The organism is Nocardia sp. CA-151230 (genome assembly GCF_050942175.1).
Taxonomy (GTDB): Bacteria; Actinomycetota; Actinomycetes; order Mycobacteriales; family Mycobacteriaceae; genus Nocardia.
Window position 1 is genome coordinate 5,228,131 of record NZ_CP192061.1, and the last position, 14,195, is coordinate 5,242,325.

Below are 14,195 nucleotides of genomic sequence, written 5' to 3' on the forward strand. Positions count from 1 at the left end.
TAGCAGGGCGTCCACTTCACGAGCCGTGGGCTCCGCAGCCACTGCTCTCCTCCTTCGATGCTCGAGTCTCAGCGCTTCAGTTCGCGCCGAAGCCGTCCGCGGGGAACCAGGTGTTGTGGCTGGCGCCGCCGTCGACGTAGATGATCGAACCGGTGGTGCCCGGCAGCCAATCCGACAGCAGGGTCACCACAGACTTGGCGACGACCGTCGGGTCGTCGACATCCCAGCCGATCGGGGACGCGCCGTCCCAGTAGGTGTTGAGCATGTTCAGCTGCTTGGCGTCATCGGTGGCGGTGCCCGCGATGGCCTTGGCGGCGAGGGTCTTGATCGGGCCGGCCGCGATCAGGTTGGAGCGAACCTTCTTGGCCTCGCCCACCTCTCGCGCCACGTACCGGTTCACCGACTCGAGCGCGGCCTTGGCCACACCCATCCAGTTGTAGTACGGCATCGCGGTGCGCGGATCGAAGTCCATGCCCACGATGGAGCCGCCCTCGTTCATGACCGGCAGCACGGCGCGGGCCAGCGAGGCGTAGGACCACGCCGAGATCTCGAACGCCTTGGCGGCGTCGGCACCGGGGCCGTCCAGGAACGGCAGGGCCTCCGGGCCCATCAGGGTGCGCGGCGCGAACGCGATCGAGTGCAGCACACCGTCGATACCCTCGGGCGCCAGCTCGCGGACCTTGTCGGCGAGCTCGGCCAGGTTCTCCTCATTGGTCACGTCCAGGCCGATGGCCGGGGGGACCTCCTGCGGCAGGCGCTTGGCGATGCGGTCGATGAGCCGCAGGCGCTCCGGGATACCGGTGATGATCACCTTCGCGCCCTGCTCCTGCGCGACCGCGGCCGCGTGGAAGGCGATGGACGAATCGGTGATGATGCCGGTGATGAGGACGGTTTTGCCGTCGAGCAATCCACCCATGGGTTGGTCGGTTCTCCTCGTTATGAAAATGCTGGGGTTGAGGTTTCTGGTCAGGGCAGGTCTCTGAGCGAAAGGCTCAGTGGCCCATGCCCATACCGCCGTCGACGGGGATGATCGCACCGGAGATGTAGGAGGCGTCGTCGGAGACGAGGAAGCTGATCGCCGCCGCGACATCCTCGACCTGGCCCATGCGGCCTGCGGGGATGAAGTCGAGCACGGACTTGCGCATCTCCTCGGTCATGTCCTCGCGGGTCATGTCGGTGTCGATCAGACCGGGCGCGACCACATTCGCGGTGATGTTGCGCTTGCCGACCTCACGGGTGATGGCGCGCGCCATACCGACCAGACCGGACTTCGATGCCGCGTAGCTGACCTGTGCGGGCGAACCCATCTGGCCGACCACCGAGCCGAGGAAGACGATGCGGCCGAAGCGGTTCTTGAGCATATTGCGATTGGCGCGCTGGGCGACTCGCCACGCACCGGTCAGGTTGGCGTCGATGACCTTCGAGAACGACTCCTCGCTCATGCGCATGAACAGGACATTGTCCACGATGCCCGCATTGGCGACGACGACCTCGACCGGACCCTGGTGCGCCTCCACCTCCGAGAACGCGCGATCGACCGACTCACTATCGGTCACATCGCATTTCACACCGAAAAGACCTTCCGGCACACCGGACCCACGGTGGGTGACGGCGACCTTGTGTCCGTCGGCGAGCAGGCGCTGAGCGACCGCGAGACCGATGCCGCGGTTACCGCCGGTCACCAGTACCGATCGGGATGTGATGTTCGACATAAGGGCAAACCTATCTGTTCGTGTTCGGGACTCGGCGCGCGGTACCGATTTACGGCAGACGCTGACGATAGAGCAGGGCGGTGAGCACGCCACCAGCGGTCACCAGCAGGCCGAGCAACAGCCAGGGGCGGCTGGCGTCGCCCATGGTGGTCTCGTAGCCGATCTGCTCTTCCAAATGGCCGTAGACATTCTTGAGTTCCTCCAGCGTGGAGGCGGTGAAGAACTCGCCGCCGGACAACTTCGCGATCTCGCGCAGCGAATCGTCGTCCACCGGCACCCGCACCCGCTGCGAACCCTTGCCGTCCTGATCCGGAATCTCGACCGTGCCCCAGGTGGTGCCGAACGAAATCGTCGACACCGGAATGCCTTTCTCCTTCGCCAGCCGCGCGGCGGTGAAGCCGTGGCGAGGGTTCTCGACATCCTTGTCGTCCGGAACGGTCTGTTTACCGTCGGACATCATCACGATCTGGGCCGGTGGCGGCTTCTCCGCGCCGCCCAGCACCGACGCCAGCGTGTCGATCGACTGCAGGGCAGTAAGAATGCCCTCGCCGGTGGCGGTGCGCTCGGCCAGCTTCATATTGTCGATGGCCGCCTTGACCGCTTCCCGGTTGGTCGTCGGCGACACCTGCACCGACGCGGTCCCGGCGAAGGTGACCAGGCCCAGGTTGATCCCTGGCGTCAGATTGTCCGCGAACTCCTTGGCGGCCTTCTTGGCCACCTGAATTCGGCTGGGCGGCACGTCGGTCGCCTCCATGGACAGCGACACGTCGATCACCAGAATGACCGTGGCCCGGTTGCGCGGCACCTTCTTGGCCGCGGTCGGACCGGCGGCGGCGAAGGTCAGGAAGATCAGGCCCACCAGGGTGAGCGCCACCGGGATGTGCCGCCACGGCTTGGGTTGCGAGGGTGCGACCCTCTCCAGCAGATCCATATTGGCGAAGCGCAGCATGTGCTTTCGCCGCCGCTGCTGGATCAGGATGTAGATCAGCGCGATCGCGGCCAGCACGGCCAGGAATCCCAGCCAGTACTGCGCCGTGAAATGCGAAAGGCTCAAAGTGACATTGCCAATGCTCACTGTCGCGGCACCCGCCCGGCAGTCGGGGCGCCGAAGGTGTGGCGCCGGGTCGACACGAATCTGACCACGTCCGCAATCCAGTCGCGATCGGTGCGCAGGGTCATCACCGGCGCACCGCAGCTGCGCAGCGCCTGCTCGACCTGGTCGCGATGACGCTGTGCGGCGCGCGCGAAATCGGCACGGAGCGTGGGGGTCACACTGAATTCCCGGGTCCGGCCCGACTCCGGGTCGTGCAGGACCACATCGCCGACGTCCGGCAGTTCCAGATCGCGCGGGTCGAGCACCTCGACGCCGAGCAGGTCGTGGCGGCCGGAGATGGCGCGCAGCGAACGCTGCCAGTCGATGTCCCCGAGGAAATCGGAGACGACCACGGCCAGACCGCGTTTGCGCTGCGGGCGGCGCAGGGCCTCGATGGCCTCGCGCAGATCACCACGCACCCCGTCGGGGGCGTGCGGGGTGGTCGCGATCTTGCGCAGCATCGCCTGCTCGTGCACGCGGCCGCTGCGGGCCGGAATGCGGATCAGCTGCTGGCCATTGGCCACCACCGCGCCGATCCGGTTGCCGCCGCCACTGGTCAGATGCGTGACCGCGGCCGCCGCGGCGACCACCAGATCCCGCTTCTCGCACAGCGCGGTACCGAAGTCGACACTGGCCGACAGGTCGATGACCAGCCAGGTCTCCAGCTCGCGGTCGGCGATCATCTGCCGCACGTGCGGATGGGTGGTGCGGGCGGTGACCGACCAATCCATCTGCCGCACATCGTCACCCGGCTGATACATGCGGGCATCGCCGGGTTCGGAGCCGGGGCCGGGGATCAGGCCCAGGTGGTCACCGTGCAGCACGCCGTCCAGGCGCCGGCGCACGGTGAGTTCGAGCGTCTTCAACGCCGCCGACAACCGCGGGTCGGTCAGCTGCCCCTGCCGGAACGAGGGCGGGGCGTGCGTGGAGCCGCTGGGAGGTGAGATCGTCACGGGCGCAATCGATTCCGAAACCGGCCTCACTTCGGCTGGGGCTGACCGGGAACGCCGGACACCTGACCGTTGGGGGGCTGCGGAATACCCTGCTGCGGCGGCTGCGGAATGCCCTGGGCGGGCACGCCGTGCTGCTGCGGGGCGCCGTGCGGACCCATCACCGGCGGCTGGGCCGGGGCGGGCATCGGGGCGGCGGGGGCGCCGGCCGGGGCATTGGCCTGGGCGGCGACCTGCGGCAGGCCGACGGTCTGCAGCACGCGCTTGATCACATCGTCGGGGCTGACCTCGTCGGCGAGGGCGTCGTAGGACAGCACCAGGCGGTGGCGCAGCACGTCCGGGATCACCTCGACGACATCCTGCGGGACCACGTAGTCGCGGCCGCGGATCAGCGCGACCGCGCGGGCGGCGGCGATGATGCCGAGCGAGGCGCGCGGCGAGGCGCCGTAGGAGATCCAGCCGGCCACGTCCTGCATGCCGAAGTCGCCGGGCTTGCGCGTCGCGGCGATCACGCGGACCACGTAGTCGACCAGCGCGTGGTGGACGAACGTATTGGCGGCCACGCTCTGCAGCCGGACCAGTTCCTCCGGATCGAGCACCCGCTTGGCCTCCGGCGGGGTGACACCCATCCGGTAGATGATCTCGCGCTCCTCCTCGACGGAGGGGTAGTCCACCATGACCTTGAACAGGAAGCGGTCGCGCTGCGCCTCGGGCAGCGGGTACACGCCCTCCGACTCGATCGGGTTCTGGGTCGCCATGACCAGGAATGGATTCGGCATCGGGTAGGTCTTGCCGCCGATCGACACGTGCCGCTCGGCCATCACCTCGAGCAGTGCGGACTGCACCTTGGCGGGCGCGCGGTTGATCTCGTCGGCGAGCACGAAGTTGGCGACCACCGGGCCCAGCTCGGTGTCGAACTCCTCCCGGCCCTGCCGGTAGATACGGGTGCCCACGAGGTCGGTGGGCACCAGGTCCGGGGTGAACTGCACGCGCGAGAAGCTGCCGCCCACCACCTTCGCGAAGGTCTCGACGGCCAGGGTCTTGGCGATACCCGGCACGCCCTCCAGCAGGACGTGCCCCTTGGCGAGCACACCGACCAACAGCCGCTCGACCAGCCGATCCTGACCGACGATCACCCGCTTGACTTCGTAGATCGCCTTTTCCAGGGTCTGGACATCGCGCTCGAGGGTGTTCGGAGGCGAGGGCGGCGGTGCATCCTTCACCGTGCTTACCCCGCTCACACCGTCAGTCGAAGTCACCAACATCCCCGCTTTCGCCTTGGTCCTGTGCGTTCCGCCCCAACTATTCCAGGTATCTCGCGCGATTGCCGCACCCGGATGCGGTCGCGGCGCGAATTTCGGTCGTGAAATGTGGCTTTCGGCTATTTCCTGGCCGTGGTGGCGTGGTCGAGGACCAGTTCGACGGCATCGGCCACGGGGGTGTGACCGTCGGTCAGTTCGATGATCACGCGGTTGAGCGCGGGACGGTGCAGGGCGATGTTGATGAAGGCGGCGACGTCGTCGCGGTGGACGTCGCCGTATTCGATCGCCAGTCCGGCTGTGACCAGGCCTTTTCCGGGTTCGTTGCGCAGTGTGCCGGGACGCACGATGAGCCAGTCGAGGTCGGTGGCGACGAGGTAGGCGTCGGCCATCTTCTTCACGCGCATGTAGTGCTCGAAGGCGGGCGTTGTGTTGAGATCGCGACCCGCATCGGGGAACACGGACACCAGAACAAAACGGGCAACACCGGCAAATCGGGCAGCATCGGCCGACTTTTCCAGTCCCCTGCCATCGATCAGCGAGGTCTGGTCCATCCCGGTGCCGTGCGCGCCCGCGGAGAAGACGATGGCGTCGTGGCCGTGGAATTTGGCGGCGAGTTCGTCCACCGTATCGGTGATCAGGTCTCCGGCCACCGGGGTCGCGCCGGTCGCGGCGACCACCGCCGCCTGGTCCGGGTTGCGGTGCATGCCGGTGACCGCGTCACCGCGCGCGGTCAGCAGCGTCGACAGACGGCGTCCGATGCCGCCGGCCGCTCCGATCTGGAATACCTTCATCGGTGACTCCTCTCGTAGGCGGGCACACCCCCAGCTTTCCATCGGACCGGTGGAACGATTCGATCGGTACCAGAAAGTTTCCGGAGCACCGATGCGCCGAGCGGAGATGCGTCTAATCTCGTCTAATCTTGCGAATGTCTCTGCCGCCGACCGCTTCTGCGCCGGTAGCGTTGTCGGTATCGGTCGACGGTGTCCGGTGATACGGGATGGTGTGTGACGTGTGGGATTTCGAGGTTTCGCCCAGGCAATCCATCGGCGAGACAGTGCTGGAAGAACTCCGGGAGCGGGCGGCCGCCGACGGGGTCGCGCTACGGGTGGGAGTGGTTGTCGAACACAATGACGCGGTGCTGATGCTCGAGCACGAGGAGCACGTCGAAGGACGCAGTCCGCTACACCTGCCCGGAACGGTGGTCCGCCCGGGCGAGTCGCTGGCCGGCGCGGTGGTACGGGCGGTGCGGGAGGAGACCGGGCTCGCGGTGGTCGACATCGCGCGCCACCTCGGCAGCTTCGACTACCTCTCCAGTGCCGGAAAGCGGGTCCGTAGAGAACATTTCGCGGCCTCGGTGGCGAGCGCGGGGCCGGTGCGGGTCACGAACTACGCCGAATACCGGTGGGTCCCGCTCAGTGGCGAACTGCCGGTCACCCCGTCGATCCGCCGTATTCTCATGACGTACCAGGAGTAGCCACTCGCCGCTGCGGAGGACCACATGCTCGAGATCGACACTCGTCCGGTGGTCCTCGACCAGTTCACTGTCGACGAGACCGGCCGGGCGGGGCAGCGTCCCCGCGGCGTGGTCTATCCGGTCACCACCGAGGACGTGGTGACCGTGGTCGACTGGGCCCGGGAGCATCGCACGCCGTTGATCGCCCGTGGGGCCGGGACCAGCCTGGAAGGGCATCTCCTGGCCCGGGGTGACGAGCTGATCCTGGATTTCACCCAGGCCGACAAAATCCTCGACATCTCCCCCGGCGACTTCACCGCCACCGTGCAACCCGGTGTCAGCCGGACCCGGCTCAATGCGGCGGCCGCCGAATTCGGGCTGCAGTTCACGGTGGATCCCGGTGCCGACGCGTCACTGGGCGGGATGGCGGCCACCAATGCCAGCGGCACCACCACCGTCCGTTACGGCGGCATGCGGGCCAATGTGCTCGCGTTGCAGGCGGTGTTCGCCGACGGCACCGTCACCCGGATCGGGCGCGCGGTGCGCAAATCCTCGAGCGGATACGACCTGAAGGACCTGCTCATCGGGTCGGCGGGCACGCTCGGGATCATCACCGAGCTGACCGTCGAGCTGCATCCGATTCCGGAATGGATTCACTCGCTGCGCATTTCGTTCCCGACGGTGGCCGATGCCGTGGACACCGCGGTCGAGGTGCTGGGCGCGGCGCTGCCGGTGAGCCGGCTGGAACTGGTGGACGCGCCGAGCATGGCGGCCATCAACACGTTCCGCGGAACCGCGTACGCCGAGACGCCCGCCCTGTTCATCGATATCGAATCCGGTTCGTCCGCGGCCGTCGCGGCCAATGAGCAGGAGATCGGGCGGATCGCCGCCGCTCACGATGCGATCGAGGTGGCGACCGCACGCACGCACGGAGATCGGCATGCGCTCTGGGAGGATCGGCACAATCTCTACTTCGCGGTCAAGGCGAGCAATCCCGGCTGCCGGTTCATGATCACCGATACCGCCGTGCCCTATTCGCGGATCGCGGGGGCCGTGGAGACCGCCACCCGGCTGGGGGCCGAACTCGGGCTGAACATCACCGTCGCGGGGCATATCGGGGACGGGAACGTTCACACCATCGTTCCCTATACCGAGGCCGAATACGAGGCGGCGCAGCAGTTCTCGGATCTGGTGGTGCGACATGCGCTCGAGGTCGGCGGCACCGCCACCGGTGAGCACGGGATCGGGTTGGCCAAGAAGAAGTATTTGCGTGAAGAGCACGGCGCTGCGGTGGATCTGATGGCGGCGGTGAAGCGGGCGCTCGACCCGCTGGGGCTGCTCAACCCCGGCAAGGTGCTCGACGTCAACCCGGGAAATCCGCTTCCCAACGACTCCTGACCACGGCCTCGCGTGCATGCTCGAGGTACGACATGGCATGCGCCGCAACATGATCGCGCAGGCGCGCCACGGCGGGCGTCGGGCGGTGGTTGCCCGAGACCAGGCCGATGCTCCGCTCCCGCTCCCCGGCCAGGGGGACACGCGTGAGGCCGGGATGCGGGGTCTCCGGGGCCGGGAGCACCGCGATGCCGAGGTTCTGGGCGACCAGGGCGCGCAGGGTTTCGAACTCGGTGATCTCGAAGCCGACATTCGGGGCGAATCCGGCGTCGGCGCACCAGGAGTCGACGAGCCGGCGCAGGTGGTAGGTCGGCGGATTGGCGATGAACGGCTCGTCGGCGAGTTCGGCGAGATCGACCAGCCCACGGGTCGCGAGCGGATGGGTGTTCGCGACATACAGGTGCAGACGCTGGAACCCGAGGATGATCGCGGGCAGGTCGTCGGGCGCGGGGATGGTGACGGCCAGATCGAGACGACCCTCGCGGACCATCTCGACCAGGGCGGTGCCGTGCGCCTGCACAAGACTCAGGCGGATGCGGGGTGCGCCGGCGTGGAAGTCGGCCAGCAGTGACGGGATGCTGACCGGACCCAGGGTGAAGGGGAAGCCGAAGCGGACCAGGCCGCTGTCCGGATCGGCGTCGCTGCGGACCACGTCGACCGCGTCGCCGAGGGCCTGGACCAGTCCGCGCGTGCGGTCGAACAGCTCCTGGCCCGCGGCGGTGAGCGCGACTCGGCGACCGACCGGCTGGAACAACTTCACCCCGACGGCCTGCTCGACCGCTTTCAACCGGCGGCTCAACGACGACTGCGGCACGCCGAGCCGCTGCGCCGCGCGTGTGACGTGCCCCTCGGACGCGGCCGCGTCGAACGCCGCGAGCAGCGGAATCAGGGCCTCGACCTGGGCAGACGGCAATCCATCCATATTCGGATCATAATCGTTCGAAATGAACATTGGACGGATGAATGGTCGCGGCGTGACGATTACCGGTACCAGCAGCCGAGGAGGTCAGTCAGATGGACACGCACGCCGACAGCACCGAATCCCACACGGACACAGCAATTCTCGATGTCGTACTGATCGGGGGCGGGATCATGTCCGCCACACTCGGCGCGATGATCGCGGCGCTGCAACCGGATTGGTCGATGGTCCTGCTGGAACGGCTCGATCGGGTCGCGGCGGAGAGCTCGGGTCCGTGGAACAACGCGGGCACGGGACACTCGGGGTTCTGCGAACTCAACTACATGCCGGATCCGGGCGATCCGAGCAGATCAGCCGACATCGCGTCCATGTTCGCGCTGTCGCGGCAGCTCTGGGCGGGCCTCGCGGATCGGGGCATGCTGCCGGATACGACCTTCGTCACCGCGACGCCGCACATGGATGTGGTGTTCGGCGAGCGGGATGTGACATACCTGCGCCGGCGTTTCGAGACGCTCCGGGCGCTGCCCGCGTTCTCGGCGATGGAGTACAGCGAGGATCCGGCCGTGATCGCGCGGTGGGCTCCCCTGCTGATGGCGGGGCGTGAACCGGGTGAGCCGGTGGCGGCCACCCGGCACGAGGGCGGCACCGATGTCGATTTCGGAGCGCTCACCGCATCCCTGGTGGAGGCCATGACCGGTGCGGGCCGTCAGCTGCGCACCGGACACGAGGTCACCGGGCTGCGGCGCGGCGACGACGGCATCTGGACGGTGACCGGACGCGATCGGAACAGCAAGCAGCGCTTCACCATCCGCGCACGTTTCGTGTTCGTCGGGGCGGGCGGCTACGCCCTGAAGCTGCTCCAGAAGGCACGGATTCCCGAGGTCCGCGGTTACGGGGTGTTCCCGGTCGGCGCGCAGTTCCTGCGCACCGACAACCCCGACGTCGTGTCCAGGCACGAGGCGAAGGTCTACAGCCAGGCGCTGGTCGGCGCTCCCCCGATGTCCGTGCCGCACTTGGACAAACGCATCGTCGACGGCGAACCGTCGCTGCTGTTCGGCCCCTACGCCACGTTCAGTACGCGGCTGCTCCAGCGCGGCAGGCTCACCGATCTGTTCACCACCCTGCGGGTCTCGAATATCGTGGCGCTGGTGGCCGCGGGCCTCCAGAACCTGCCGCTGGTGCGCTATCTGATTCACGAACTGCTCTCGACACGCCGCCGCAAATTCGCACAGCTGCAACGGTTCTACCCCGAGGCCGACCCCGCCGACTGGTACCTGGTGCAGGCCGGTCAGCGCGCCCAACTGATCAAACCCGACCCCGACCGCCTCGGCGTGCTGACCATGGGCACCGAGCTGGTCACCGGCGCGGACGGCACCATCGCCGGACTGCTGGGCGCGTCGCCCGGTGCCTCGACCGCGCCGGCCATCATGGCCGAGCTGTTGAACCGGTGCTTCCCGCAACAGCATTCGCAGTGGGAATCGACGCTGCGGGAGCTCATGCCCGGCTATGACGACGGCTCGAACTCCCAGAGCGCGGGCGCGCTGCCCGAGGTCCCGATCGCGATCGGGAAGTAGCTGTGATGATCGGCGGGATCGACGACCACGATGTGCGCGCTGTCCGCGAGGTGCGCGGCCCCGGCCGGTTTCGGATGTCCGTCCCGCCGATCGAAGACGCTCACCCACCCGCTCTCACTGGCCACATACACCCGTTGCGGACCCGGATCGTAGGCGAGAACATCGGGCGTCTCCCCCACGCTGTTGTGGTCGGTCACTGCACGTTTCGCAAGATCCACCGTGATGAGCGTCGCGTTGTCCTCGCATCCGACGTACACGACCTGCGCGCTTGCATCCAATGCCTGACCATGTGGCCCCGAACATCCGGGCGTGGGGATGCGATCGGTGACAGTCAGCGAATCCGGTGTGATGACGGCGAGCTCGCCGCGGCCCTGCACCGCGACCACCATCCGATCGACCGGGGCGTCGTAGACGACATTGCCCACCTCCCCGCCCAGCGCGACGGTGCCGCGGACGATTCCGCCGTCCGCATCGACGACCGTCTCGCTGCCCGCCCGCTCATTGGTGGTCCACACCGCGTTCCGCACCGGGTCGTAGGCCAGTCCGTCGGGATAGGCGCCGGTCGGGGCGGTGAACAGCACCGTCCCGCTGTCCTCGTCCAGTGCCACGACCTGATCGCGGCCCGTCACGGTGGCGTAGAGGCGATGCTTCCCGGGGACGACCAGCACCCCGTGCACATCGGGCGCGTCGGGGATAGTCCGAACCACGGTGTGTGCCCGGACATCGACCTCGACGATCTCACCGGCCCCCATGTGCGCCAGGAACATCAGCCCACGGGCGGAATCCAGGCTCGCATAGTCGAATCGGCCGGAGCCCCCGGTCAAGGCGACCTCCGCGACCCTGTGCAGCGGCAGCTGTCCGCCGGTCGTGGCCGGACCCTGGGTAGCGGAGCAGGCCGCCGCCACCATGACCCCGGCCAGCGCCCACCTCACCCGTCTCGACCACATCCGGCTCACCTCATGGGACTCGGCAGACGTCGCGGAACAGCGCGGCGGCCGCGTCGGCGGCGGGCTCGATCAGACGGGGATCGTCGTAGAAGTCGATCTGACCGACCGAGTCCAGCCACAACTCCGATTTCGGGGATGCCACCGCAGCATAGAACTTGCGGGCCCAGGGCGGGACCAACGCATTCTCGGAGTGCACGAGCAGGAAGGGAACCGTCAGTCGCGCGGCAGCCTCCTGGGCGTCGAAACCGGCCGTGTGCTCGAAGGATTCGACCGCGAAACCATTCGTATAGTTGGGGACCGCACCGCGCGGGGTGCCGTAGTACTCGAACGCCTCCCGCAGCGGCATGGCGACATCCCCGTTGTCGGCCGCCACGGCCGGGATGGTCTCGACCTCACCGGTGGCCAGCCGGCGTTCCCGGGCCCGGTGTCCCCGCTCGGCCACCGCCGGATCCGCCGGATCGGCGGCCGCATCCGGGTAGACCCCGGCGACACCGGCGAAAGCCCGGATGCGCGGATCATCGGCGACGGCCCGCGCCATGTACCCGCCGCCGGCGCACACGCCCAGCGCGACCACGGTCTTGCCCGCGAACCGCTCATCATCCTGCAACGCCGACACCGCTGCCGCGATATCGGCGGCCTTGCCCAGCGGATCCTCCAATTGCCGTGGCACACCCTCGCTCTCACCGAACGTGCGGTGATCGAAGGCCAGCGCCGCGAACCCGCGTCGCGCCAGCGCCTCCGCGTACACGCCCGCCGCCTGCTCCTTGACGGAGGTCAACGGCCCGGTCGTGACCACAACGCCCGTCGGTGTCCCCTCCGGCAGGTACAGCGTGCCCACCAGCTGATCCCCGTCCCGGGTGACCGTGAACGGAACTGTGCTGACTGTCATCTCGTGCCCTCGTCCTCGAATTCCTCGCATTACGGTGAGACAGACGGTAGGCGCGGACCCCCGCCACCGATAGAAGGCACTTCGCGGTGCCCTTCCGAATGGAGGCGACATGGCAGCGGTCATCCCGGACGTGTTCGAGGAATCCTGCACGACCCGGCAGGCCCTCGAACGCCTCGCCGCGAAATGGCGCATCCTGCTCATCTACGCACTACTCGACGGACCGCAACGCCCCACCGCGCTGCGCCGCCGCCTGCCCGGCATCACCCAGAAGGTCCTCACCGAAACCCTGCGCGGCATGGAATCCGACGGCCTGGTCGAACGCCACGTGTACAAGGAAACCGCCCCACAGCACATCGAGTACTCGCTCACCGAGCTCGGCAAGTCCCTCGAAACACCCTTGGCCGCCATCTGCGCCTGGGCCACCGAACACCCCTGAGCCACCGCCCCGGCGATCGACCCATCCGAATCAGGACCGCGCCGCTCCTCGCTGCCGGGGGCGAACCGTCGGGATTCGAAGTGGAACTGGTTCGGCCACAGGTCCTTCCGGTGGTGGATCACCCGCGGCGCCCCGGTGACATCGGCGCCTGCCGGCACCCGACAGCCGCCGATCGCGCTGGCCCGCGCCGCGCCCAGCGAGCGATATACGTCGCGGGAGGGTAGAGCCGGGCGGCTTCAGTCACCACCATGGTCGTATAGGTCAGTGCCGCAATGTCATCGGCGGTCGGTGACGGCACCGGACACTGGACGGGCTCCTCCCGCACCAGGGCCTGCGCCCCCGGGTCTCGGCCCAGCAGATGCCGCGCGGATGTCAGCAGAGTGGCGTGGTGTCGTGCCCGGCGAACAGGAACAGCTTCACCTGATCGCGAATTTCGCTGTAGGACAAGGCATCCGCGCTATCGCGTGCGGCGATGAGGCGGCCGATCAGATCGGTGCCCGGATCGGCCGCGGATCGCCGCCCCGCAATGGTCTCGTCGTAGACGTCATGAATGCGCCGCTGGGCGCGATCGATCCGGCGGTTCGCCGGGGTCGGCCACGGCACTCGCGCTGCAGCACCGCGGCGGCGGTGGTGATTTCCTGCTTGCCGCCCGGTGTGGTCTTCAAGGATGTGAATTCGCTGGTCCGCCAGTCGGTGAGGGTGGCGCCCGCCTGCTCGAGGTCGCGCAGCAGGGCCGAATGGACGATTCGCGTGACTCGGGTATCCGCGGGTCCGGCGAGGCCGGTGTCGGCGGTCATGGCGTTGCTGCTCCTCGTGAAGGTCGAGCAGCCGCACTATCGCCGCGGCCGCCCACTGCCGGTACTGGTCATGGCTCCACCCCGCGACCGCGGTGAGGAGCCGGTAGATCTCATTTGCTGAACACCGATTGCAGCGAGTCGGCCTCGAGGTCGGTCAGCGGTCGCCGCGCCGCCGCGGACACGATCGCGGTTATCGAAATCCGTTCGTCCGCAGGAACTTTCGTATCCAGTTCGCGCAGTTCCGCACTGGTCTGCGCCGCGATGTCGAGCACGCGCCGCAGTTCGGCGGTCCGGCGGTAGATGGCGGCCGCGGTGCCGGCGAGCACGGTGACCCGCTCGGCGAGACCGCCCTCCCCCACGCCGAACCATGGCCGATCACCGAGGGACACCTGGACGTCGTCGCTGCCGACGGCGACATCGAGCACCGTCTTCAACAGCGCGGTCTTGTTAACCACGCTCGCATAGACGGTCTCCACCGAGCACCCCGCCTGCCGCGCGATGTCCCGCATCGAGGTCCCCTCCCACCCCCGCTCGACGAACGACCGGGTCGCGACCTCGAGGACCACCTGTCGCGTCCGAGCCGCCATCTCCCGACGGAGCGGCGATTCATAGCGACGAGCGCTAAGCGAGGCCACGCCGTCAGCATGGAACACCAATATTCAACACAAGGGTGTTCCAGTGATTTGAGCGGCCACTGCTCCGGCGGAGCGAAACCAAGGGTTGCGGACTATTCGCTGGCTGTCCACTCATCGCCGATCGGTCCAGTCG

General features: G+C 67.9%; 17 protein-coding genes. 4 read left to right on the forward strand and 13 right to left on the reverse strand.

Features of this window, described 5'->3' with window-relative positions:
• Positions 1 to 76: 76 nt before the first annotated feature.
• From inhA to ACQP1O_RS24965, 6 genes are all read right to left on the reverse strand, one after another.
• Positions 77 to 916 carry an NADH-dependent enoyl-ACP reductase InhA gene (inhA, locus tag ACQP1O_RS24940; protein ID WP_433560896.1) on the reverse strand — a complete coding sequence of 280 codons (840 nt, stop codon included), beginning with the start codon at positions 914 to 916 and terminating at the stop codon, positions 77 to 79.
• A 76-nt stretch (positions 917 to 992) separates the two neighbouring features.
• Positions 993 to 1,712, reverse strand: a complete 720-nt coding sequence (gene fabG1 / locus ACQP1O_RS24945; protein ID WP_433560897.1) for a 3-oxoacyl-ACP reductase FabG1 — start codon at positions 1,710 to 1,712, stop codon at positions 993 to 995.
• 49 nt (positions 1,713 to 1,761) lie between these two features.
• Positions 1,762 to 2,766, reverse strand: coding sequence for a VWA domain-containing protein (locus ACQP1O_RS24950; protein WP_433567777.1), 1,005 nt, complete (start codon positions 2,764 to 2,766; stop codon positions 1,762 to 1,764).
• A 17-nt stretch (positions 2,767 to 2,783) separates the two neighbouring features.
• On the reverse strand, positions 2,784 to 3,758 hold the full coding sequence (locus ACQP1O_RS24955) for a DUF58 domain-containing protein (protein ID WP_433560898.1): 975 nt from the start codon (positions 3,756 to 3,758) through the stop codon (positions 2,784 to 2,786).
• Between the two features lie 26 nt (positions 3,759 to 3,784).
• Positions 3,785 to 5,020 carry an AAA family ATPase gene (locus ACQP1O_RS24960; protein ID WP_433560899.1) on the reverse strand — a complete coding sequence of 412 codons (1,236 nt, stop codon included), beginning with the start codon at positions 5,018 to 5,020 and terminating at the stop codon, positions 3,785 to 3,787.
• A gap of 116 nt (positions 5,021 to 5,136) precedes the next feature.
• The gene (locus ACQP1O_RS24965; RefSeq protein WP_433560900.1) at positions 5,137 to 5,808 is read right to left on the reverse strand and encodes an NAD(P)H-binding protein; all 672 of its coding nucleotides are present in this window, start codon (positions 5,806 to 5,808) and stop codon (positions 5,137 to 5,139) included.
• A 218-nt stretch (positions 5,809 to 6,026) separates the two neighbouring features.
• Between ACQP1O_RS24965 and ACQP1O_RS24970 the strand changes: the two genes are divergently transcribed.
• Complete coding sequence (locus ACQP1O_RS24970) at positions 6,027 to 6,491, forward strand: NUDIX hydrolase (RefSeq protein ID WP_433560901.1); 465 nt, start codon at positions 6,027 to 6,029, stop codon at positions 6,489 to 6,491.
• 24 nt (positions 6,492 to 6,515) lie between these two features.
• Positions 6,516 to 7,868: an FAD-binding oxidoreductase gene (locus tag ACQP1O_RS24975; RefSeq protein WP_433560902.1), complete on the forward strand. Its 1,353-nt coding sequence runs from the start codon at positions 6,516 to 6,518 to the stop codon at positions 7,866 to 7,868.
• Here ACQP1O_RS24975 and ACQP1O_RS24980 read toward each other — a convergent pair.
• On the reverse strand, positions 7,834 to 8,787 hold the full coding sequence (locus ACQP1O_RS24980) for a LysR family transcriptional regulator (RefSeq protein WP_433560903.1): 954 nt from the start codon (positions 8,785 to 8,787) through the stop codon (positions 7,834 to 7,836). The two genes, ACQP1O_RS24975 and ACQP1O_RS24980, sit on opposite strands and share 35 nt — an antisense overlap.
• 92 nt (positions 8,788 to 8,879) lie before the next feature.
• On the opposite strand from ACQP1O_RS24980, the gene mqo reads away from it, so the two are divergent.
• The gene (mqo, locus tag ACQP1O_RS24985; protein WP_433560904.1) at positions 8,880 to 10,358 is read left to right on the forward strand and encodes a malate dehydrogenase (quinone); all 1,479 of its coding nucleotides are present in this window, start codon (positions 8,880 to 8,882) and stop codon (positions 10,356 to 10,358) included.
• Here mqo and ACQP1O_RS24990 read toward each other — a convergent pair.
• Both ACQP1O_RS24990 and ACQP1O_RS24995 read right to left on the reverse strand, forming a co-directional pair.
• A complete protein-coding gene (locus tag ACQP1O_RS24990) occupies positions 10,289 to 11,305 on the reverse strand; it encodes a YncE family protein (protein ID WP_433560905.1) in 1,017 nt (338 codons plus the stop codon). The genes mqo and ACQP1O_RS24990 overlap by 70 nt on opposite strands.
• Positions 11,306 to 11,315: 10 nt before the next feature.
• Positions 11,316 to 12,194, reverse strand: a complete 879-nt coding sequence (locus tag ACQP1O_RS24995; RefSeq protein WP_433560906.1) for an alpha/beta hydrolase — start codon at positions 12,192 to 12,194, stop codon at positions 11,316 to 11,318.
• Between the two features lie 109 nt (positions 12,195 to 12,303).
• Here ACQP1O_RS24995 and ACQP1O_RS25000 point away from each other — a divergent pair, with 109 nt between their 5' ends.
• Positions 12,304 to 12,630, forward strand: a complete 327-nt coding sequence (locus ACQP1O_RS25000; RefSeq protein ID WP_433560907.1) for a winged helix-turn-helix transcriptional regulator — start codon at positions 12,304 to 12,306, stop codon at positions 12,628 to 12,630.
• A 118-nt stretch (positions 12,631 to 12,748) separates the two neighbouring features.
• Here the strand turns inward: ACQP1O_RS25000 and ACQP1O_RS25005 are convergent, their stop codons facing one another.
• The 4 genes from ACQP1O_RS25005 to ACQP1O_RS25020 form a co-directional block, all read right to left on the reverse strand.
• Positions 12,749 to 13,009 (reverse strand): cytochrome P450, encoded by a 261-nt coding sequence (locus ACQP1O_RS25005; protein WP_433567778.1) that lies wholly within the window; start codon positions 13,007 to 13,009, stop codon positions 12,749 to 12,751.
• A complete protein-coding gene (locus tag ACQP1O_RS25010; protein ID WP_433567779.1) occupies positions 13,003 to 13,203 on the reverse strand; it encodes a cytochrome P450 in 201 nt (66 codons plus the stop codon). The genes ACQP1O_RS25005 and ACQP1O_RS25010 overlap by 7 nt, the downstream gene beginning before the upstream one ends.
• Positions 13,116 to 13,427 carry a hypothetical protein gene (locus tag ACQP1O_RS25015; RefSeq protein WP_433568021.1) on the reverse strand — a complete coding sequence of 104 codons (312 nt, stop codon included), beginning with the start codon at positions 13,425 to 13,427 and terminating at the stop codon, positions 13,116 to 13,118. The genes ACQP1O_RS25010 and ACQP1O_RS25015 overlap by 88 nt, the downstream gene beginning before the upstream one ends.
• 110 nt (positions 13,428 to 13,537) lie before the next feature.
• Complete coding sequence (locus ACQP1O_RS25020) at positions 13,538 to 14,014, reverse strand: TetR/AcrR family transcriptional regulator (protein WP_433560908.1); 477 nt, start codon at positions 14,012 to 14,014, stop codon at positions 13,538 to 13,540.
• Between the last annotated feature and the right edge of the window lie 181 nt (positions 14,015 to 14,195).

Coding starts and splice junctions, on each gene's coding strand:
- inhA (WP_433560896.1), bottom strand. CDS start 916: ATGGGTGGATTGCTCGACGGCAAAACCGTCCTCATCACCGGCATCATC.
- fabG1 (WP_433560897.1), bottom strand. CDS start 1,712: ATGTCGAACATCACATCCCGATCGGTACTGGTGACCGGCGGTAACCGC.
- ACQP1O_RS24960 (WP_433560899.1), bottom strand. CDS start 5,020: ATGTTGGTGACTTCGACTGACGGTGTGAGCGGGGTAAGCACGGTGAAG.
- ACQP1O_RS24965 (WP_433560900.1), bottom strand. CDS start 5,808: ATGAAGGTATTCCAGATCGGAGCGGCCGGCGGCATCGGACGCCGTCTG.
- ACQP1O_RS24975 (WP_433560902.1), top strand. CDS start 6,516: ATGCTCGAGATCGACACTCGTCCGGTGGTCCTCGACCAGTTCACTGTC.
- ACQP1O_RS24980 (WP_433560903.1), bottom strand. CDS start 8,787: ATGGATGGATTGCCGTCTGCCCAGGTCGAGGCCCTGATTCCGCTGCTC.
- mqo (WP_433560904.1), top strand. CDS start 8,880: ATGGACACGCACGCCGACAGCACCGAATCCCACACGGACACAGCAATT.
- ACQP1O_RS24990 (WP_433560905.1), bottom strand. CDS start 11,305: ATGTGGTCGAGACGGGTGAGGTGGGCGCTGGCCGGGGTCATGGTGGCG.
- ACQP1O_RS24995 (WP_433560906.1), bottom strand. CDS start 12,194: ATGACAGTCAGCACAGTTCCGTTCACGGTCACCCGGGACGGGGATCAG.
- ACQP1O_RS25000 (WP_433560907.1), top strand. CDS start 12,304: ATGGCAGCGGTCATCCCGGACGTGTTCGAGGAATCCTGCACGACCCGG.
- ACQP1O_RS25015 (WP_433568021.1), bottom strand. CDS start 13,427: ATGACCGCCGACACCGGCCTCGCCGGACCCGCGGATACCCGAGTCACG.
- ACQP1O_RS25020 (WP_433560908.1), bottom strand. CDS start 14,014: ATGGCGGCTCGGACGCGACAGGTGGTCCTCGAGGTCGCGACCCGGTCG.